Here is a 19737-nt window from a genome sequence, read left to right as displayed (position 1 = left end):
GCGGGCAAAACATAGCTAACAGTGGATTTTCTAGTATGACGCAAGATTTTGCTTGGTTGCGTCGTGGTGTTGTAGAAGTTTTTCCACAACCAGTTGATGTTAACAGTGAAAGTCTAGAAAAGCTTTTGCTAACTACAAACCAACCTTTGAGGATCAAATTGGGGATTGACCCTACTGGTACTGATATTCATTTCGGTCATAGCATACCAGTACGGAAACTGCGAGCGTTTCAAGATGCAGGCCATATAGCAGTTTTAATTATTGGCGATTTTACAGCACGCATTGGCGATCCGACTGGGAAATCTGAGGTGCGTCGTCAGCTTACTGAAGCAGATGTCGCCCAAAATGCCCAGACTTATCTTGACCAAGTACGTCCTATCTTGGATTTTGACACACCAGGAAGGTTAGAGGTGCGTTATAACTCCGAATGGCTCTCTGGGCTTAACTTAGAGAAAATTTTAGAGTTACTCTCGACAATGACGGTAGGGCAGATGTTGGCTAAGGAAGGATTTGCCGATCGCTATAAGAAAGAGAATCCAATTTTTATCCATGAGTTCCTATACCCGTTAATGCAAGGTTTCGATTCCGTTGCTGTTAAGGCAGATGTGGAATTGGGAGGGACAGATCAGAAATTTAACATCGCTGTGGGCAGAGATTTGCAGCGCCATTTTGGTCAAAAGCCCCAGTTTGGGATGTTGCTACCAATTTTGATTGGCACAGATGGGGTGCAAAAAATGTCCAAGTCTTTAGGTAATTATATTGGGTTGTCAGAACATCCGGGGCAAAAATATCAAAAATTACAAGGGGTTCCAGATAATCTCCTGGAGGAGTATTTTGAACTGCTGACGGATTTACCTTTGGATAATCTGCCAGAAAATCCCCGCGATCGCCAAACACTTTTAGCTTATGAAGTTGTCAAGCAGTACCACAGCGAAACAGCCGCTAAAGAAGCCAAAGAAGCAGCGCAAAGCGGCGGAAAGGAAGGTGCAGTTCCCGAATTTTCTCTAGCTGAGGTATCCCATCCCGCTAAATTAGCCTATATTCTCAATATCACCGGCTTATGCAAAAGTACAGGGGAAGGGAAGCGGAAAATTCAAGAAGGTGGGGTGCGCTTAGATGGCGATCGCATTACCGATATTGATACTACTTTTGCTGATTCTGGTGAGTTACAAGGTAAGGTTTTACAAGTTGGGAAAAATAAGTTTGTGCGTTTAGTTTAAATGGGGAATAGGGAATGGGGAATGGGGAACAGGCACAAAAACGAGTTATAGTGCCTTTGGATGTGCCGGATGAAGAAAGTGCGATCGCTCTGATAGATCGACTCCCCCAAGTTGGTTTTTGGAAAGTCGGCTTAGAGTTGTTTACCAGCACTGGCCCAAAAATTCTGCAAGTTTTGAAATCTAAGGAAAAACGCATCTTCCTAGATTTAAAGTTTCACGATATCCCTAACACTGTGGCTGGTGCTTGTCGTAGTGCGGCTCGTTACGGGGTAGATTTATTGACAATTTATTCTACTTGTGGTAAGGAAGCTCTGAAAGCTGCAACAGAAGCGGCACAAGAAGGGGCTGCCCAAGCGGGTGTAAAACCGCCTAAGTTAATTGCTATTACTTTGTTAACGAGCATTTCTGCTAGACAGTTGGCGTTTGATTTAAAGATTCCCCTAGAATTACCAGAATACGCCCTAGAAATGGCATTGCTGGCTCAAGAGGCAGGATTGGATGGGGCAGTTTGTTCGCCCCAAGAGGCGGCACAGTTGCGAGAAACTTGTGGAGATGACTTTTTGCTAGTTTGTCCCGGTGTTAGACCAAATTGGGCTGATATTGGCGATCAAAAGCGATCGCTTACTCCAGCCCAAGCAATGATTGCTGGTGCTGATTATCTAGTGATTGGCCGTCCCATCACTGCTGCTACTGAGCCTGAGTTAGCCTGGAGGAGGATTTCTGAGGAGTTAACTACAGTGGCATGAAGCTAATAGTTAATGACAAACTAGGGGATAGGGTGCAGGGTGTAGGGCAGAAAAATCTTGCCTCTTCATTTAAGAAGAAAAATTATAGTTGGCTTTTAGCTTGTGGCTTTTGGGTTTTCGGAGCAAATATCCTTGCTTATCCAGCGTTCTCGACAAACCCCACCCCTAACCCCTCGGCGCTAGCAGAAAAGGAAAATGTCAACGACGGGGCGAATTTGTGTTCTGAGCAAAATTTAGAAACATTAACTATACAGCTACTAGAAGATTTACCTAGTTATACCAATCGCGCTACTCAACGCGCCCGTCGCCTCAGCAGAAGCAGCGATATTTACAGTTATGTGCTAGTGGCAGGAAAACCTGAGTTTGCTCCTCTGCCCCTTAATCTTGAAGAATATGGTGCAGATGCGTCTAAAAGCTCTGCATCAGGAGTTGAGCAAGTTTTCTTCACTACTTTGGGACGGCAGTACATAGGAAGGAAAGCGTTAGAATTGCAGGAATTCCACTGGCTGTTGTTGACTAAAACTACAATTGGTTGGCGTTTAGTGATGATGTTTTCTCAAATTAGCTCCAATTCAGCACAGCAGCCATTATCGCCGCCCCGGGATAGTAGTAACGGTACTGTTGCCCAAGGGGTTAAAACTTGGTTACGCGATTGTCAAGCTGGAAGTGTCCGACGGATGCGTGCTGTAAATGGGAAACGATATCCCTGACAGAACTGAAGTTATGGGCTGATAGCGAAAGTGTACGCTTAGTGGACTGAATTAGACCTGTCAGAAATATTAACTTGGTGGCAAAAGAATGATAGAACGCAATTTTGACCGTCTACCAAACCAATTCCTTATTCCGAATCCCCGTTTACCGCGTAATTCGCCGCATATAATTTCCCCATAACTGAGCGGCTTGAGCGCTGCTACCAGACGTGGGGGAATTGTTGTCATTTCCCAACCAAACACCAGTTACAAGCCGCCGACTAGGAATAAAACCGATGAACCATAAGTCAACGTTTTTATCAGTCGTGCCTGTTTTTCCAGCTTCCCCCAATCCCAGAGCCGCACTACGACCAGTACCTCTTGTGATGACACCACGCATCAAACCAGTCATCTCGTCGGCTACACCATTCGTCAGTACTCGTTTGTTGCCATCTGGATCTTGATCGAAGGAGTAGATTACACGGCAGGTTTTGATATCATTGCGATCGCGGCAATCACCACTGTCTAAAATTCGGTTAATCGCATGGGGAGGATTCCACACTCCCCGATTGCTAATAGCGCCAAAAGCACCAGTCATTTCCAAAACATTGACCACACTTTGACCCAGTACTAAGCCAGGAACCGGATCTAGGTTTGACTTTATTCCCAAATTCTGCGCCATTGCCACCACTTTATTCAGCCCGATTTCTCTGGCAACTCGTAGGGCGATGGGATTTTCTGAAAGAGCAAGCCCGGTAGCAATATCTAAACTAGTATCAGCACCAGCACGACAGGGTTTATAAGTAAAGCCTTGCCAAGTTAAAGGGGCGCAAGAATAACTTTTTGATTCGGAAATTCCCTGTTGAATAGCAGCAGTGTAAGTAAAGATTTTGAAGGTGGAACCTGGTTGTCTTTTGGCTTGAACGGCACGATTGAACTGACTTTTTTTGTAATCAGTTCCGCCTACCATTGCCAAGATGCTACCTGTGCTGGAGTCAAGAGTTACCAAAGCCCCTTGAGAAAAATTAAAACTTCCACCAGCGTTGTTGACTGAATTCCGTAACGCTGATTCTGCTTGGCTCTGTACAGATGGATCGAGCTGGGTTTCAATGATATAATTCCCTTCGTTTGCCGCTCCTTGTCCTAAAATCGATTCCAGTTCAGAAAACACATAACTGTAAAAATAAGGAGCGATCGTCTTAGATTGCTGTTCACAAACTTTAGGACTAACTTGGACGGTAGAGCGTCTAGCTCGATTCGCATCTTCAGGTTTAATTTTGCCCATCTCCAGTAACCGCTTAATTACGCGATTCCGGTATTCAGCTGCTTCTAGCTTATTTGGCCCATCCCCGCAAAAATCAAATGCGTTGGGAGCAGGTAAAATTCCTACCAACGTTGCTGCTTCTGCCAAAGTTAATTCTTTAGCTGGCTTCTCAAAGTAATACCGGGCTGCATCTTCAAAGCCAGAAGTATCTCCCCCTAAAAAAACCCGATTTAAGTACATCAGCAAAATTTCATCTTTGCTGTAAAAGGTTTCTAGCTTGAGGGCGACAACTGCCTCTCGCAATTTGCGTCCAAGGGTATCCTGTCTACCTACATACTCTCGGAACAAACTGCGGGCAACTTGCTGCGTAACAGTGCTGGCTCCTTGTTGCACATCTCCGCTACGGCTATTGATCAATACGGCTCGTAAAATCCCCAGAGGGTCAACCCCAAAGTGCCAGTAATAACGAGTATCTTCTGAAGCCACCACCGCAGCAGGCAAATAAGGGCCAAATTCCTCTAAGCGCTTCATATCTACATGAGAGGTTGTTCGAGGCTCTCTGAGCGGGGTGGCTCCATCACGAGCGTAAACAACTACTGGGGCGCGTGTAGCTGTTGGTAGGGGTCTAACTGAAAATTTCAGCCATTCTACGCCAATCACTAAAGCTAACAGAGCGCTGACACCGCCGACACCATAAGCTGTAACACTTGCAGCTTTGACATACCAAGCTGGTGGATCGACGTATTGCAAGCGCACAGAAGCGGCGAGTTCTGGGGGCCCCAGGGTGAGAATATCGCCATGACGCAGTTCCAGGGAATTAACACGACGCTTGCCACGATAAATGCCATTGGTGGAGTTTTCGTCTTTGATCACGAAAACTGGTGTGCGCTGAGTAGAATTCCGCGATAGCGACAGGTGAATTTGGCTGACAACAGGGTTACGGACGACGATATCGCTGGATTTGGAGCTACGACCGAGAATATAGCGATCGCCCAACAGTGGATAGACCTCTGCTTTATCCGCCCCCGCATCCTGCACCCAGAGTTCTGGTACTTTGGCATTAGGCTTGAGCGCCAGTTTGGAAAAATCAACCCTAGCTTGGATAGTATGGACTGCTTGAGTCAGTTGACCAATTAACGTTTGTGGCTTTTGAGGGGGTTGGGGAAAACTCATCGGCTATTCACATCACACTTTTTAGTGAAGAATCGGGCGAATTACAATTTAGATGTTAGTCTTTCATCATTTTACTCATAAGCCAAAGCATAAATTAGCTATACTGAATTTTTTGCTCTAATTTATACTTAATCTTACTTTGCCATCAAAATTAGTTTGTTCTTTTCGTCACTTTTTTTCAAAGGCATAAATTTCTTCCATCTTCTCAAGAGCCTGTTTTATATACATTCTTAGTTCAGTAACTACAGACAGAATTTGTATTAATGTGTTTATAAATACTAATTACTAAGAAGCAACAAATTTAATTTTTAACAATTTTACATATCCACAGATTCTGAAACAAACCAAAATATCTTCATTTAGGAAGATTTTCTAAATCTTATTGTCTGTTTTAATGGGGCGAGTGTTCCGTTGAGGTTAATTTCAGAATGATGGGAAAATCTCTGACCCTGATTGGTACAGCTTTATCTTTGGCTCTCACCACTAATATTGCTGTAGCCGAATCCAGTAAATCCCCCATAGCCCAATCCAGTAGCGAATCTACTAGTGCACCAACGGAAATCAAGATGTCGCCAGAAGGGATGAAAATTCTGTGCGAGTATTTCCCGCTTAACTCTCGCTGTCCCGGCGGTACAGCAGCTAACCCCAGCGCTCCTAGTAGCACTACAGTACCAGCAGAAACCACACCTAGTAACAGCACCACTCCCGAAAGCACTCCAGCACCAGGAAGCATGACACCACCTGGACCTGGCAGCCCCGAAAGCACTCCAGCCCCAGGGAGCATGACCCCACCCGAACCTGGCGCTCCTAGCAACTTAACTCCAGCACCAGGAAGCGTTACCCCACCCGAACCTGGCGCTCCTAGCAACTTAACTCCAGCACCAGGAAGCGTTACCCCACCCGAACCTGGCGCTCCTAGTAACTTAACTCCAGCACCAGGAAGCGTTACCCCATCCGAACCTGGCGCTCCTAGCAGCACTACTGTACCAGGAAGCTCAACTTCACCTGAACCTGGCACTCCTGGCAGCACTACCGCACCAGGTGTAAACTCTCCCAGTACTCCAGGCTCTAGTACTCCTGCTCCAGGTAATTAAATTAAAAGCTGGGGCATAATCTGAATACTAATTTGCCATCAGCGATCGCCGGTGCATCTTGATTTTCTGCACCAGTTATATAAAACTGGTGTAGGATACAAATGAAATAAAAATCTTTGGAATCTTATAGATAAAGTCTTCGCATATAAGACTAAGCAAGGGTTTCATTAATCAATAGCCTGGGATGATTCATCCCAGGCTTAATAGTTTAGAAAGGCTTGAGCCAGAGGGCATTTTTAGCCGGAGGAATACTACCCTCTACCTCCTACCCCATTCACTGCGACCTACCAGTTGAAGTCGGTGTTTTTTCCAAGGAAGCAATTAATAGGCAAACAATACCGATACTAATAAATGAATCTGCCACATTAAATACAGCAAAGTTAATCAGGCGGAAATCAAGAAAATCAACAACGTATCCTAAAACAAAGCGATCAATACCGTTGCCCATAGCTCCACCTAAAATCAAGCCATAGCCCAACTGATCCCACAAATTTAACGTTGGGCCAAACAAGGCCAAAGCTATCAATACTAAACTGACTCCTAAAGATAGCCAGCGCAACCACTCGACTTTTCCACTTAATAGACTAAAAGCCGCACCAGTGTTAGTCACATAGGTGAAGTGAAATATTCCAGGTAAGAGTGGTAGTGTCTGCCCCAAGCTAAAGGTTTGCACCACCCAGTATTTTGTTATTTGGTCTAAGAAAAAAGCTATGAAGGCAGCAATCCAGAAAAGGCGATTTTTTAAACGCATGAAACTAGGGGCTAAGGACTAAGGACTAAGGACTAGGGACTAGGTAGAAGAATTTTAAACTTTAAATAAATTTCTAGCCCCTAGCCTCTAGGTCCTTCATAACTAATAAAACATTAAGTGACGCAATATATATGCTATTACAGTAACGGCACAGACTACACTTAATTGCCCTGGTAGTGCAAACCAAGAGTATCTAAGGATTGCTTGCATCAAAGGTATATTTTCTGTGCCTTTCCACTGAAAAATATAGCTAATAATCAAATAAGTGATACCGCATAGATGGAGAGTTAACAAGCCACAGATGCAACTAAAAGCGAGAGTTTCTAGTCGAGGTCTAGCTTTAAAGGCAACTAAGCCACAAATCCAAGCTCCAGGAATAAAGCCTAGTAGATAGCCAAACTGAGATAACTTAACATAACCAATACCTCCGCCATCGGCAAATACAGGTAATAAGGTTAGTCCCATCACTAAATAGGCTATTTGCGAGAGCGCACCGGCATTTTTGCCCCCTAAACAACCCACCAACAGTACTGCGCCAATTTGAAAAGTGACACCTAAAGAAAAAGTCTGAATTCCGTGCTTACTCCAATTCCAAGGAAAGGTGATGCCATAGGCTTCTAGGAAGGTGCCACCCATTGTCAGGAGTAAGCCAATCATAGACCATAGTAATTGATTGGAAGCAGCAAACATTTATCAGACAACCAGGAAAAGGCAAAAGGGAAAACCAACAGCAACTAGTATGTTCATTAGTATTGAAATGAAATTTGTGCTGACACCTCTAAGAATTAGCATATTTTTTTTTGCCTTTTTGGTATGGTAACTTTCAGTTCTGCAAATTATGGCTTAGGTGTCTATAGCTGTAATTTTATTGACTGAAGCCTAGTCTGATTCTGGTATTTGACCTAATACGCAGTAAAGTTAGCAAAATTTAGTATTTAAACTAAGTTTTTCGATTCAGCGCCAACTTATGCTACAAAATGTTAAAGATAGTTCTTTAATTCACGATTTTTTAGCGATCGCCCTGCCTACTCTCCATAAAATAGGCAATTGACGGTTTTTCTTCTACTTTCTCTAAACTTAGATTGTTTAGTTATGACTTTTATCCTACTTAGACCTATAAGCAGCAAGAACTTTCATCAGTTCTAAAATTTATTTTAAGTTTTACATATTACCACAATTTGTCATTTTTTATCACTGGACTAACAAACCTACATTAAAATAATAGAGTCTAGTAAATATATGTAACCAACTTACTGTGGTACTATTTGTGACATCTGACTAGCAATAGCAGTATAAATTTTATCAAGTAAAAGTAGAAACGAGTGTTTGTTCTTCATCAAAAAAAAACAAGCATTTTTTGCTTTATTAACCTATCCTTTACCTTGACATTCATCCTTTGGGGGTATCCTTAGAATCGCTCACCTGAAAAGTTACCCAAACTATTGATAGCGATGCCTTCACCTCTTAGTGTAATAAAAATCCATCGCCTCACTGCTTCAATTTCAGTGTTAGCACTGACATTCAGCCTAGCTGCATGTGGTGGCGGACAGCAAAACCCAGATAATACGGCCACCAAGGAGACTCCTTCTGGCACTGCTACAGATACTACTGCCTCCAGCACAACCAAATTAGATTTGGGTGGAAATATCAAGTTAAGCGGGGCTGGTGCGTCTTTTCCAGCACCATTGTATGATACATGGTTTACGGATCTAAACAAAAAATATCCAAATCTGCAAGTTGACTATGCCTCAGTTGGTAGCGGTGCTGGAGTTGAGCAATTTATCAAAGGCACTGTAGACTTTGGTGCTAGCGATGTTGCCATGAAGGATGAAGAAATCCAGAAAGTGCCAGCCGATAAGGGCGTTATTTTACTGCCTGTAACTGCTGGTAGCATCGTGCTAGCTTACAACTTACCAGATGTTCCAGAACTTAAGCTACCACGAGCCGTTTACGCTGATATTCTACTAGGCAAAATCACGTCTTGGGATGATGCCCAAATTGCCAAAGCGAACCCAGGTGCAAAGCTTCCTAAAGAGCAAATCACAGTTGTTTATCGTTCAGATGGTAGCGGAACAACAGGTGTGTTTACAAAACACCTCAGTGCTATTAGCCCAGAGTGGAAGACTAAAGTTGGTGAAGGTAAAACTGTCAATTGGCCTAAGGGAGTTGGTGCTAAGGGGAATGAGGGTGTTACCGCTCAAATCCAACAAACACCAGGTTCTATTGGTTATGTCGAGTACGGCTATGCCAAACAAAACAGTCTCAAGTTTGCGGCTTTGGAAAACAAAGGCGGTAAATTTATTGTCCCTAGTGAAGAGTCAGCCTCTAAAACCCTGGCATCAGTAACTCTACCCCCCGATCTCCGCGTCTTCATTTCCGATCCAGAAGGGGCTGATTCCTATCCCATCGTCACTTACACCTGGATTTTGGCTTACAAGAAATATCCCAATGCGGCAAAAGCTAAGGCAGTTGAAGCTGCGATCGAATACGCTTTAACTGAGGGTCAAAAACAGGCCACAACATTAGGATATGTTCCTCTACCCCAAAACGTGATCGCAAAGGTGGCTGCTGCTGCCGATCAAATTAGTCCAGAGTATAAAATCTCTGTTGCTGGTACTAGCGCTACTAAATAGCTTCAGCTAAGACATGAGGCATTCCTAGACAATAATTTTTAGGCTGGTTACTAAACTAGTTTTAAAAGACGATGAGGCAACAATTTTGTTGAGATGGTTGCCTCCCATATTTTCCTCTGATTTAATTGTGAAAGTCGGTAGTCATGACTACAAATTCTCAAAATCTTTCATCAGCGACAAAAAATCGCACTGATGTAGAAAAGTCCCTAGATCGGGGTTTTATTTGGCTTACTAAAATTTTCGCCTTTGGGGTTGCTGCCACTTTATTATGGATCGGCTTACAGGTTGCGATCGCTTCTTGGCCTGCTATCCAAAAATTTGGCGCTAGCTTTTTAGCCAACACCACTTGGAACCCAGTTAATGATACCTACGGGGTGCTACCTCAAATTTATGGAACTCTCTTGAGTTCTTTTATCGGTCTACTGATAGCTGTACCGATTGGAGTTGGTACGGCTATTATCCTCAGTGAGGACTTTTTACCCGCCAAAGTGAAGTTGGTACTGGTATTTGCGGTAGAACTACTCGCAGCTATTCCCAGTGTTGTCTACGGCGTGTGGGGTATTTTCGTTTTAGTGCCTATCATAACTAACTTGGGAAAATGGCTCAATACTTACTTTGGCTGGATACCATTTTTTAGCACCCCCCCTACAGGGCCAGGAATGTTGCCAGCGGGTGTCATATTAGCGATTATGACTTTGCCCATCATCACAGCCTTATCGCGTGATGCCTTGATTTCTATACCACCCAGTTTGCGCCAAGCCGCCGTAGGATTAGGAGCAACCCGTTGGGAAACGATTTTGCAAATTCTGATTCCAGCCGCCTTTTCAGGGATAGTTAGTGCCGTGATGTTGGCACTCGGTCGGGCAATGGGAGAAACAATGGCTGTAACCATGTTGATTGGTAATTCCAACAACATTAGTCTCTCAGTGTTAGCACCAGGCAATACGATTTCTTCTCTACTGGCGAATCAATTTTCCGAAGCTAGTGGTTTGCAAGTTTCGGCTTTAATGTACGCTGCTTTAGTTCTATTCTTCTTGACCTTGGTAGTCAATATCATGGCCGAGTTTATCGTTCTGAGAGTCAAGCGACTGTAGCTTAGTTTTGGATTGAATTATGACTTCTAGTTTTCCAGAGCGCAGTTTAATTCGCGCTCCCATGTCTCAAAGGACACTGTTTAACACTGTAATGACCGTAATTGCATTTATCTGTGGGGTATTGGCACTTGTGCCTTTGCTAGCAGTGATTTCTTACGTCATTATTCAAGGTTTTAGCAGTTTGAATCCTAGCATCTTTTTTGAACTGCCACCCAAAGCTTTACAAAAGGGAGGAGGCTTTGGTAATGCAATCTTGGGCACACTATTAATGGTAGGAATTGCTGCCCTGATTAGTATCCCATTTGGGATTTTAGCGGCAATTTACATCACAGAATTTAGCTCGGCTAATGTTGCAAGATGGGTACGTTTTGCAGCTAACGTATTGAGTGGAGTCCCCTCAATCATTGCTGGGGTATTTGCCTATGGTATTGTGGTTTTGACACTGGTTAAGTTAAACTTAGGATCGTATTCTGCTCTCGGTGGAGGGTTTGCGCTGGCAATTTTGATGTTGCCAATTATTGTCCGAACCACTGATGAAGCCTTGCAGTTAGTATCGCAAGATTTGCGGCAAGCATCTGTAGGATTAGGAGCAACAAACTTTCAAACAGTAACACAAGTAGTTTTGCCAGCAGCTTTACCAGCAATTGTAACTGGGGCAACGCTAGCGATCGCCAGAGCATCTGGAGAAACCGCACCTTTACTATTTACCGCCCTGTTTTCCAATTTTTGGCCTGGGAGCTTATTTGAACCCACAGCTTCCCTTGCTGTTTTGGTTTACAAATATGCCATTTCTCCGTTTAAAAATTGGCAATCACTAGCTTGGGCGGCATCTTTGATTTTGGTATTGATGGTTTTAATCACAAGTATCATCGCTCGTTGGGCTACTCGCAAAAAAGCTTAGGGAAAGAGCTTACACATAGCGGATTTGTATCGCTAAAACTAATACTGCACTTAATTTATGGCTACTAATATTAGCACAGTCAACGGGACTGAAACCGTTTTACGCACCGAAAACTTGAACGTATACTACGGCAAATTTTTAGCCTTACAGAATATTTGGCTAGACATACCAAAAAATCAGGTGACAGCCTTTATCGGCCCTTCTGGTTGTGGTAAAAGTACGTTGTTACGATGCTATAACCGCCTCAATGACTTAATTGAGTCATTCCGGGCAGAAGGTAAAATACTTTTTTACGATAAGAATTTGTATGCATCCGACATCGATCCTGTAGAAGTGCGTCGGAGAATTGGGATGGTGTTTCAAAGACCAAACCCGTTTCCCAAATCAATTTATGACAACATTGCTTTTGGAGCCAAAATCAATGGCTACAAAGGTAATATGGATGAATTAGTAGAACGCAGTTTGCGGCAAGCAGCTTTGTGGGATGAGGTAAAAGATAAACTGCGACAAAGTGGTTCCTCTCTATCTGGTGGACAACAGCAGAGGTTATGTATTGCTCGTGCGATCGCAGTTCAACCTGAAATTATATTAATGGATGAACCTTGCTCCGCTCTCGATCCCATTTCTACCTTGCGGGTTGAAGAACTCATTCACCAACTTAAAGAGCAATATACCATTGTTATCGTCACCCATAATATGCAGCAAGCAGCACGGGTTTCTGATAAAACAGCCTTTTTTAATGTCAAAACTACAGAGACAGGAGGTCGTAATGGCTACATGGTAGAGTACGACGCAACAGAGCTAATTTTCAACAATCCTCAGCAGCAAGATACCAGAGATTACGTTAGCGGCAGGTTTGGATAACTAGATAAATATTACACATCATTGATGTGAAAGCAATGAGGGATACTCAGAAATTAAAGCTGTGCGATATTCCTCTAGTTTTATTATTTGTTTGTCAAGGTTCGCGTAGGCATCGCTTGAGCGATTGCGGCTGTTTCTCGATCGAGAAAAACAATAATAAGGCTATTTAACATAAATCTTGGTTAAGTGGGTGGTTTACCACACCCACTCCAAACACCTCAAGCAAAATAGTAGATATACTTACACCGTGCTTCATTTTCGGAGTTCAAACTTTTTTAAAGCGGGTGGCGGGAATCGAACCCGCATTAATAGCTTGGAAGGCTATAGTTTTACCACTAAACTACACCCGCAAATTTCCAACTTATTAAGTATAACATAGCTTTTAGAAAAATTCAAGCATCTAGTTAGAATTAGCAGGCTGGATTTTGATTCGTACAAACAAATTACTCAAATCTGGTTTTTTACCATCGTTGTTGTGAGCGGCAAGAAAGTTTTCTGTTTTGAAAACATCATTAAGAACTCGCTCGTATGTGCTTTTTTCACTTTGTAGTGTTGTTGGTTCTATTTCTAGAACTACAGCCTGTTGAAACTTGCCATTGCGATCGATTATTAAACTAACAAGCATCTGTGCAGGCTTAACTTCGGAATCGCTTGGGAGAAAACTTGAGTCTAATTGTTTTGCGTTGCTTCCCGTGTATGAAGCGATAACGTCGGGTAAAGCATCTTGTCGAAATCCTGCTGTTTGTATAAATTTAATCATTTCATCTCTCAGCAAAGGAGCTACTATTGCTACCGATGCTCCCCCAGTCGGAGTTGATGGAGTTTCCCTAGTCGAAGGTGGTGGAGTTTCTCTAGCTGGAGTTGGTGGAGTTTCCCTAGCTGGAGTTGGTGGAGTTGATGGAATACCTGTTGGTAGTGCCGTTCCCTTTCCCAGTGTGATTTCTTGACGACGTTTCCAAGGTAGATTACCGACTGGAACCGTAGGTGGTGGCGTAACTGTCGGTTTGGGCGTGGCGATCGCTTTTGGTGTAACTGTCGGTTTGGGCGTGGCGATCGCTTTTGGCGTAACTGTCGGTTTGGGTGTGGCGATCGCTTTTGGTGTAACTGTCGGTTTGGGCGTGGCGATCGCTTTTGGTGTAACTGTCGGTTTGGGTGTGGATGCAGGAATTCTCTGTTGTCTATTAGGTTGAGAGGCGTAAATTCGACTCTTTTGCTGGAGATTATCAGCAGAATTTATGGCCCCAAAATCTTCATTTCTGGGCGTAGTTCGTGCTGTTACAGACTTTTGAGTTGTGGATGCTGGCTTTGGCGAAACTCTTTTGGCTGTGGATTTTGTTTCAGGAGGAATGTCTATCAATTCAACAGGAATAGCAGATTGGCTTTGCTGGGGAAACCACAGACTAAATCCATTAGATGAGCATATTAGCCAGAACGCCAGCAAGTGCAGAGAGACTGAACCTATAACGACAGAAATCCACAAACCTGGTGGGTCAGTGTGTCGCCTCCAGACTTTGGCTGGAATTGGAGTTTTGTCTGCAACCGATGGTGTCATATTATATAAACTGGATATGATTAGGCACTCTTACTCATTGTTAATGCTTTAAAATACCAGTCTAAATTTTAGCGATTAACCATTACCTCTGGTGTAACAGCAAAGGTCAAAACTGTTTCGTCCACTCCTTTAAGTTCTAGCGGACTACCTTTAGTAATTTCTTCTTCCTGCAAATAATCTGCTACGGCAGCAGAAACCAGGATTGTACCCGGAATAGCAGCAGCTTGCAACCTTGCAGCAATATTTACACTTGGGCCAATAGCAGTATAATCAGCCCGTTCAGCACCACCAAACATCCCCACAACAGCAGTACCTTGGTGGATACCGCAGCGAAACTGGACGCTAGTAAGTCTGTCACCATCAAATACACCTTGATCTCGCCAGCGCTGATTCAAGTCAGCCAGTGAGCGGTGCATTGCTCTGGCTGTATTGATGGCACGACGCACTTGTTCGTTGGGGGTTAGCTCTTCCGGCGCTCCATATAAAGCTAATATCGCATCTCCCATAAATTTATCTACAGTGCCGCCATTGCCAAATACAACCTTGGTCATAGCTTCTAAATATTCATTTAGCAATTCTGCAACTCGTCGGGATCTGAGAGTATTTGATAACTGGGTAAAACCCACTATGTCACTAAACAAAACTGTAATTAAGCGTGGTTCTGGGCGTAAATCTAAGGTTAAATCACCGGTTGCGGCTTTTTGTACCAATACAGCTGGCAAAAAGCGTTTTAGCACCGATTCTGTTAGATAAGTATTTAACTCCACGATTCGGCGTTCATTTTCTTTCAATGCTAAAAGATTCCGAACTTCCGCTAAAAGTTCCCGATCGTTGAATGGTTTTGCTAAATAAGCATCCGCTCCATGTTCTGTACCTTCGATGCGGGTTTCCTCGTCAACTTTTGCTGTCAACAGAATAATTGGTGTTCCTTTTAACTTCTCCTCTTTGCGGATCAGCTGAATCATCTCAAGTCCGCTCACCAAAGGCATCATTAAGTCAGTCACAATCAAGTTAGGTATAATTTCTTTAGCTATGTTATGCCCTTCATAACCATTACGAGCCGTCTGTACACGATAACCGTTACGGCGGAAAATCTCAGATACATAGGTTCGCAAATCCGGGTTGTCATCTACAACTAAAATTGAGTGTTGAGTCTTAAGTGCTGAGTCTTGAGTATCAATATGAGGGGAGGAATTTTTTGTAATATCTTCAATATTGTCTGTTGTTGACTCTACCAGTTCTAAATCAGCCAATTCTACACTAGCGCGGCTCGTATTCACTTCCGCAGGCGTTTCTAGTATTTGTTGTGCGGGTAAATGAGCGTTTCCAGTCACAAGCCATAAACTAAAGGTAGTACCTTGACCGTAAACTGATTCCACAGTGACTTGACCACCATGTAATTCTACCAATTCTTTAACTAAGGCTAAACCCAAACCACTGCCTTCATAGGAACGGTTTGCTGAACCTTCAGCTTGGCGGAAGCGCTCAAAGAGGTAAGGAATTTGTTCTTGAACAATGCCAATTCCCGTATCTTGTACTTGCAATATGCAACGATCGCGCTCAGATTTTAGTCTGACAGCGATCGTGCCACCTTCGGGAGTAAACTTCATGGCATTTGACAGCAGGTTGTAAATCACCTTGTCAAATTTTTCCATGTCCAAGTATACCGGAGAACATTCATCTAACTGGGCGATCAGATGCAGTTTCTTTTTCTCACAGTAGGGACGAAAAGATTCCACAATTTGGCTGACAAATTCGACCAAATCGCAGGGATGGAAACTAGGCTGCATTCTTCCCGCATTCAGGCGTTGTAAATCCAGGAGTTGATTTACCAGTCGCAGGAGGCGACGGGAGTTACGCAGAGCGATCGCACTTTGGGAGAAAGATAATCCTTCACCAGCTGCCACCGCCGACTCTAAAGGCCCTTGGATCAAGGTGATCGGTGTGCGAAACTCATGGGAAATATTCTGGAAAAATTCGGTTTTTTGTTTGTCTAATTCTAGTAAGCGTTCAGCTTGCTGGCGAGTTTTTTCATACAAGTGTGACTGCTGCACAGCGATCGCTGCTTGAGCTGCTACTGCTTTCGCCAAATCGATATCAGATTGCAGCCACTTCCGTACTTTTTTACCTTCATGCAAAGTAATACTACCGATGCATTTACCATCTGCCAATAATGGGACAAACATTAGCGATCGCGCTGGCATTTTTAACGGCAAATTAAAACCCTGCACATCTGAAGGAGAATGGCTAACGTTACCAATTACCACAGGTTCATGTGTCTGTAGCATTTGTTGAAGGATTGGATTTTCTTGTATAGATGCTTGAGAATAGGGTAATCTTGGAGTTGTTAGGTAATGATTACTACTTGAGTTATTGTTTGAGGCTGGCCATGCCTGGGTTGAGCTGTACCTACCTAAATTTTCTAAATGTTGAAAACTATCATACAAGCCCACACACTCGACAAACTCATCATCTTCTGTCCACAAAGACAGGACGCAGCCATCAACTTGTAAGGCTTGCCCCAACTGTTGAGTAATCGCCGCAAAGATATCTTGGGGGTCTAGACTAGAGCGAATCGCACTAGTAATTGTATTGATTAAGCTCTCTCGCTTGGCAAGGGCACGTACTTGCTCGTAAGCATAAGCTTGAGACAAAGCTAAGGCTGCCTGATCCGCTACCATTAACACTAGCTGCACCTCATCCTCTCCCCAGAAGCGGGGTACAGAACACTGGTGCAGTGCCAGCACTGCCATAAGTTCTTGTTGGCAGATCAATGGCACAACTAAACTAGAACAAATGTTAGCAGCAACGAAAGCTTCGCCACGTTGGTGCAGTTCGGGAGTATTACCGTGAATGCGCTCATCATCGGTTACATCGTGAATCACCTGAACTTCGCGGGTTTCCCATACAGTTTGAGCCAAAACAGTCACAGGTGTCGAGGGAGAGAAGGACACAGCAGAAGAATTATTTGCCTGCACCTCTACTAATGTATGTTCCCCTGCTTCTTCAGAAAGAGCCTTCTGATAAATGAATCCTTTATCCGTCAACTGCTCATCTTGGAAGGGACGCAATAGGCACACATCTACCTCCAACATGTGGCCCACTGTATCTACAATTGCCTGCAAAATTTGGCGATAGTCTAAAGCACTGCGAATTGTGTTTGTGACGGTATTCAGCAGCGACTCTTGTCGGAGTGTGCGGGTAAGTTCGCGGGTGCGGGCTTTGAGGACATTGTGAGTATCCAAAGCTTGGCGTACTACTGCTTTAAGTTCCTCTGCTTCCCACGGTTTAGTGACATATTTAAAAACCTTACCAGCGTTGATTGCTTCCACCAAGTCTTCGACATCGGTGTAGCCAGTTAAAATAATTCGGATAATATCTGGATATTGAGTTGCTGTCAGGCTCAAAAATTCTGTACCGCTCATCATCGGCATTCGCTGATCGGAGATGATCACCGCGACCTCTCCTTCTTGAGCCAGTAGATCGAGGGCAGCAGGGCCAGAGGTTGCCCTTAGCACCTTATAGTCGCGATAGAAGGTGCGGTAAAGCAAGTCAAGGTTGTCTGGCTCATCATCGACGACCAAAATTTTAGGCTTACTGTTTGCTTGGGATTTCATGCACCGCTTTCCTGCTGTAACGGCAGTCGGATAAAGAATAATCTGATTGGGGAAGGATTTTTCTTCCTCAGGTAAGAGCAGAGCATTTCGACCAATAAGGTTGTTTGGCTATATGACTGCTGAGTGTAGGAGCGTTTACTCACAGTAATTCGTCTCAATGGCTTATGCCCATTAACGTTTGCTTTGGTGCAGTGTAATTGCTTTCATAGTCAGTTTTAGGGTTATAGAGTCGATCCTTGCTTGCCAAATCTTCTTTCACCTCCTGTGAGTAATGTCTGTAGATACAGCACTCATAGCTAGCTGAAAATTCCAGATGAAGCTGCATATTAAGTTTTCCCTCCACAGTCGTTGTACTAACACTTGCGGGTAAATTTTATTTATGGTAGTCATGGTAGAGTCGGGAGATTAAAACAATAAGATTTAAAGCCAAAGTATACTATTAGACAAATACCTCTTTCTAATTTAGCAATCAGAACTATCATTAAGACAAGTGGTATTGGTTAAAAAATTAGGGATTATGAACCTTGCAGATTCTTTCCTGGTATCTACACAGCCAGCTCTTATGACCTAGTAGCAAAGTCCTGTTAGTGTAGCTTCAATTGCATAAACAAGTTCAGTACTACAACTAAAGGTAGTTTTTAACCAGAGCTTATTGCTAGTGTACTTACTTAACAATTTTGTAGTTAATGTCTACGGCTAGGTTATGCTATTTATCTACCCATTCACTTAAACCTGTACAAATCTACAGATGTTTTTGTGGTCAACAGACTGACATGCTCTCTATCTAAAGCAAGGAATGCATCTGAACTCAACAAACTTAAGATTGTGGCTTGACGAAGTTGTAACTTCTAAGACTATTTAAAAATACAGGTTATTAAGCCTCAAACTCAAGTGTAAAACTTTGTTTGCTGTATAAGCAAAAGTGAATTAGCAATCTTAAGTCAGTTCAATCTCCTGGGCGGATATGAAGTTTTTACTAAGTTTAAATGGTGTTTGAGGATATTTGAGAAAATTTTCGTTGAATAAAATCAATCCTAAACTAGCCTTGAAATATCGGTTTTTTCATCCATACCAGGAACAGCCAATCGATCCAGCTTGCTGGCAATTTCAAGTTCGGACAGCTATACCTGCTGATTTGATCGATGTTTCCCAAATTATTGCTGAAAGCTTTCACTCCCAAAAGGGTCTGTGGGGATGGGCTTTTCCATTGCTACGTCTGGGTATTTACGAGGACTTAAGGCATAGGATGGCATCACCTCCACCTCGTCATGTTTGTTTAGTCGCCTTTGAAGGTACTAGTGGTGCGGCGAATAATCTAGTGGGAAGTGTGGAACTGGGTGTACGTTACAGTGATTCGTGGAATCAGACTAGTATAGGTTTTCCTTATTTATCTAACTTAGCGGTTCACCCAAAATACCGTAGACATGGTGTGGCTTCAGGGTTATTGACTAGCTGTGAAAAAGTTTCGCGAGAGTGGGGATTTCAAGACTTATATCTTCACGTTTTGGAAAATAATCATGAGGCAAGGCAACTTTATTTCAAGGTGGGATATCGAGTCCATAAAGTAGAATCGAATTTGAATAGGTTTTTACTAGGACGCTCAAGCCAGATGCTATTGCATAAACATCTGAGTGTTGATTCAAATATCTGAATTTTTATAAACTTTAATATTGTAATTATTTTGGAGAAAATCTATCATCAATATCGATAATTAGGGCACAAACTGACCTAACTAAAAAATTAGCCAATATTAGCTAAATCGCCTGATATATATACCTGCTGATATTTTTGGAAAGATATGTATTTGGGATTTTTCACAGATATTTCTATTCTTCATATTAATAAACATATAACTTGAGAAAACTTCGTTTAATAATTTAAGTGTTACATTTTATCTTTTTTGACTTGTCATGAAACAACAATTATTTTAGAGTATTTTATAGAGGTAAATAAACGAATTACAAGAGAACATATCGGTATAATTACTCTGATAAAATTAGCGATCCCTCATAATAACTTTGTAATTAAGATATTCATCTTTATAAAAACTTTAATAAAACACTATCCGAATTTGGGGACAAATCTGGTCATATCTCATAAGATATGATCATTCAATTACTAACCAATGTGTATTTATTA

General features: G+C 42.8%; 14 protein-coding genes and 1 tRNA gene. 9 read left to right on the top strand and 6 right to left on the bottom strand.

Translation table 11 applies throughout. The features are described 5' to 3' along the window. The first annotated feature begins 35 nt into the window (after positions 1-35). Genes tyrS through V7K42_RS06060 form a run of 3 tightly spaced genes read left to right on the top strand, consistent with a single transcriptional unit; the run spans position 36 to position 2676 of the window. Positions 36-1220, top strand: a complete 1185-nt coding sequence (tyrS, locus tag V7K42_RS06070; RefSeq protein WP_334914488.1) for a tyrosine--tRNA ligase — start codon at positions 36-38, stop codon at positions 1218-1220. A gap of 14 nt (positions 1221-1234) precedes the next feature. Beyond that, on the top strand, positions 1235-1966 hold the full coding sequence (gene pyrF / locus V7K42_RS06065; protein ID WP_334914462.1) for an orotidine-5'-phosphate decarboxylase: 732 nt from the start codon (positions 1235-1237) through the stop codon (positions 1964-1966). Beyond that, a complete protein-coding gene (locus V7K42_RS06060; RefSeq protein WP_334914460.1) occupies positions 1963-2676 on the top strand; it encodes a hypothetical protein in 714 nt (237 codons plus the stop codon). The genes pyrF and V7K42_RS06060 overlap by 4 nt, the downstream gene beginning before the upstream one ends. Before the next feature lie 145 nt (positions 2677-2821). Here the strand turns inward: V7K42_RS06060 and V7K42_RS06055 are convergent, their stop codons facing one another. After that, complete coding sequence (locus V7K42_RS06055) at positions 2822-5092, bottom strand: transglycosylase domain-containing protein (protein ID WP_334914458.1); 2271 nt, start codon at positions 5090-5092, stop codon at positions 2822-2824. A gap of 428 nt (positions 5093-5520) precedes the next feature. Here V7K42_RS06055 and V7K42_RS06050 point away from each other — a divergent pair, with 428 nt between their 5' ends. Continuing rightward, positions 5521-6186 (top strand): hypothetical protein, encoded by a 666-nt coding sequence (locus tag V7K42_RS06050; protein ID WP_334914456.1) that lies wholly within the window; start codon positions 5521-5523, stop codon positions 6184-6186. 274 nt (positions 6187-6460) lie between these two features. On the opposite strand, the gene lspA is transcribed toward V7K42_RS06050, so the two are convergent. Both lspA and V7K42_RS06040 read right to left on the bottom strand, forming a co-directional pair. After that, positions 6461-6937, bottom strand: coding sequence for a signal peptidase II (lspA, locus tag V7K42_RS06045; RefSeq protein WP_094331532.1), 477 nt, complete (start codon positions 6935-6937; stop codon positions 6461-6463). 102 nt (positions 6938-7039) lie between these two features. Further along, on the bottom strand, positions 7040-7627 hold the full coding sequence (locus V7K42_RS06040; protein ID WP_334914453.1) for a biotin transporter BioY: 588 nt from the start codon (positions 7625-7627) through the stop codon (positions 7040-7042). 761 nt (positions 7628-8388) lie between these two features. On the opposite strand from V7K42_RS06040, the gene pstS reads away from it, so the two are divergent. The 4 genes from pstS (at position 8389) to pstB (ending at position 12429) form a co-directional block, all read left to right on the top strand. Next, entirely contained in the window at positions 8389-9570 is a 1182-nt protein-coding gene (gene pstS / locus V7K42_RS06035) for a phosphate ABC transporter substrate-binding protein PstS (RefSeq protein WP_334914451.1), read from the top strand. A 143-nt stretch (positions 9571-9713) separates the two neighbouring features. After that, positions 9714-10664 carry a phosphate ABC transporter permease subunit PstC gene (gene pstC / locus V7K42_RS06030; protein ID WP_334914449.1) on the top strand — a complete coding sequence of 317 codons (951 nt, stop codon included), beginning with the start codon at positions 9714-9716 and terminating at the stop codon, positions 10662-10664. Positions 10665-10683: 19 nt separating this feature from the next. Beyond that, complete coding sequence (gene pstA / locus V7K42_RS06025; RefSeq protein WP_334914447.1) at positions 10684-11565, top strand: phosphate ABC transporter permease PstA; 882 nt, start codon at positions 10684-10686, stop codon at positions 11563-11565. 57 nt (positions 11566-11622) lie between these two features. Then, positions 11623-12429 carry a phosphate ABC transporter ATP-binding protein PstB gene (gene pstB / locus V7K42_RS06020; RefSeq protein ID WP_334914445.1) on the top strand — a complete coding sequence of 269 codons (807 nt, stop codon included), beginning with the start codon at positions 11623-11625 and terminating at the stop codon, positions 12427-12429. Positions 12430-12708: 279 nt separating this feature from the next. Here the strand turns inward: pstB and V7K42_RS06015 are convergent. The 3 genes from V7K42_RS06015 to V7K42_RS06005 form a co-directional block, all read right to left on the bottom strand. Further along, a tRNA-Gly gene (locus V7K42_RS06015) sits at positions 12709-12779 on the bottom strand. Between the two features lie 50 nt (positions 12780-12829). Next, positions 12830-13981 carry a hypothetical protein gene (locus tag V7K42_RS06010; protein WP_334914443.1) on the bottom strand — a complete coding sequence of 384 codons (1152 nt, stop codon included), beginning with the start codon at positions 13979-13981 and terminating at the stop codon, positions 12830-12832. 68 nt (positions 13982-14049) lie between these two features. Then, positions 14050-17598, bottom strand: coding sequence for a response regulator (locus tag V7K42_RS06005; RefSeq protein WP_334914441.1), 3549 nt, complete (start codon positions 17596-17598; stop codon positions 14050-14052). A 1018-nt stretch (positions 17599-18616) separates the two neighbouring features. On the opposite strand from V7K42_RS06005, the gene V7K42_RS06000 reads away from it, so the two are divergent. Continuing rightward, positions 18617-19249, top strand: coding sequence for a GNAT family N-acetyltransferase (locus tag V7K42_RS06000; protein ID WP_442938528.1), 633 nt, complete (start codon positions 18617-18619; stop codon positions 19247-19249). Positions 19250-19737: the final 488 nt, after the last annotated feature.

This window comes from Nostoc sp. (assembly GCF_036917455.1).
In the GTDB taxonomy this organism is placed as follows: Bacteria; Cyanobacteriota; Cyanobacteriia; order Cyanobacteriales; family Nostocaceae; genus Nostoc.
The sequence above is the reverse complement of the archived record's forward strand: the minus strand, read 5'-3'. Positions and strand labels throughout refer to the sequence as shown.

Excerpts from the sequence above, each read along its gene's own strand:
- tyrS (WP_334914488.1), top strand. The coding sequence starts at position 36 with ATGACGCAAGATTTTGCTTGGTTGCGTCGTGGTGTTGTAGAAGTTTTT.
- pyrF (WP_334914462.1), top strand. The coding sequence starts at position 1,235 with ATGGGGAATGGGGAACAGGCACAAAAACGAGTTATAGTGCCTTTGGAT.
- V7K42_RS06060 (WP_334914460.1), top strand. The coding sequence starts at position 1,963 with ATGAAGCTAATAGTTAATGACAAACTAGGGGATAGGGTGCAGGGTGTA.
- V7K42_RS06055 (WP_334914458.1), bottom strand. The coding sequence starts at position 5,092 with ATGAGTTTTCCCCAACCCCCTCAAAAGCCACAAACGTTAATTGGTCAA.
- V7K42_RS06050 (WP_334914456.1), top strand. The coding sequence starts at position 5,521 with ATGATGGGAAAATCTCTGACCCTGATTGGTACAGCTTTATCTTTGGCT.
- lspA (WP_094331532.1), bottom strand. The coding sequence starts at position 6,937 with ATGCGTTTAAAAAATCGCCTTTTCTGGATTGCTGCCTTCATAGCTTTT.
- V7K42_RS06040 (WP_334914453.1), bottom strand. The coding sequence starts at position 7,627 with ATGTTTGCTGCTTCCAATCAATTACTATGGTCTATGATTGGCTTACTC.
- pstS (WP_334914451.1), top strand. The coding sequence starts at position 8,389 with ATGCCTTCACCTCTTAGTGTAATAAAAATCCATCGCCTCACTGCTTCA.
- pstC (WP_334914449.1), top strand. The coding sequence starts at position 9,714 with ATGACTACAAATTCTCAAAATCTTTCATCAGCGACAAAAAATCGCACT.
- pstA (WP_334914447.1), top strand. The coding sequence starts at position 10,684 with ATGACTTCTAGTTTTCCAGAGCGCAGTTTAATTCGCGCTCCCATGTCT.
- pstB (WP_334914445.1), top strand. The coding sequence starts at position 11,623 with ATGGCTACTAATATTAGCACAGTCAACGGGACTGAAACCGTTTTACGC.
- V7K42_RS06010 (WP_334914443.1), bottom strand. The coding sequence starts at position 13,981 with ATGACACCATCGGTTGCAGACAAAACTCCAATTCCAGCCAAAGTCTGG.
- V7K42_RS06005 (WP_334914441.1), bottom strand. The coding sequence starts at position 17,598 with ATGAAATCCCAAGCAAACAGTAAGCCTAAAATTTTGGTCGTCGATGAT.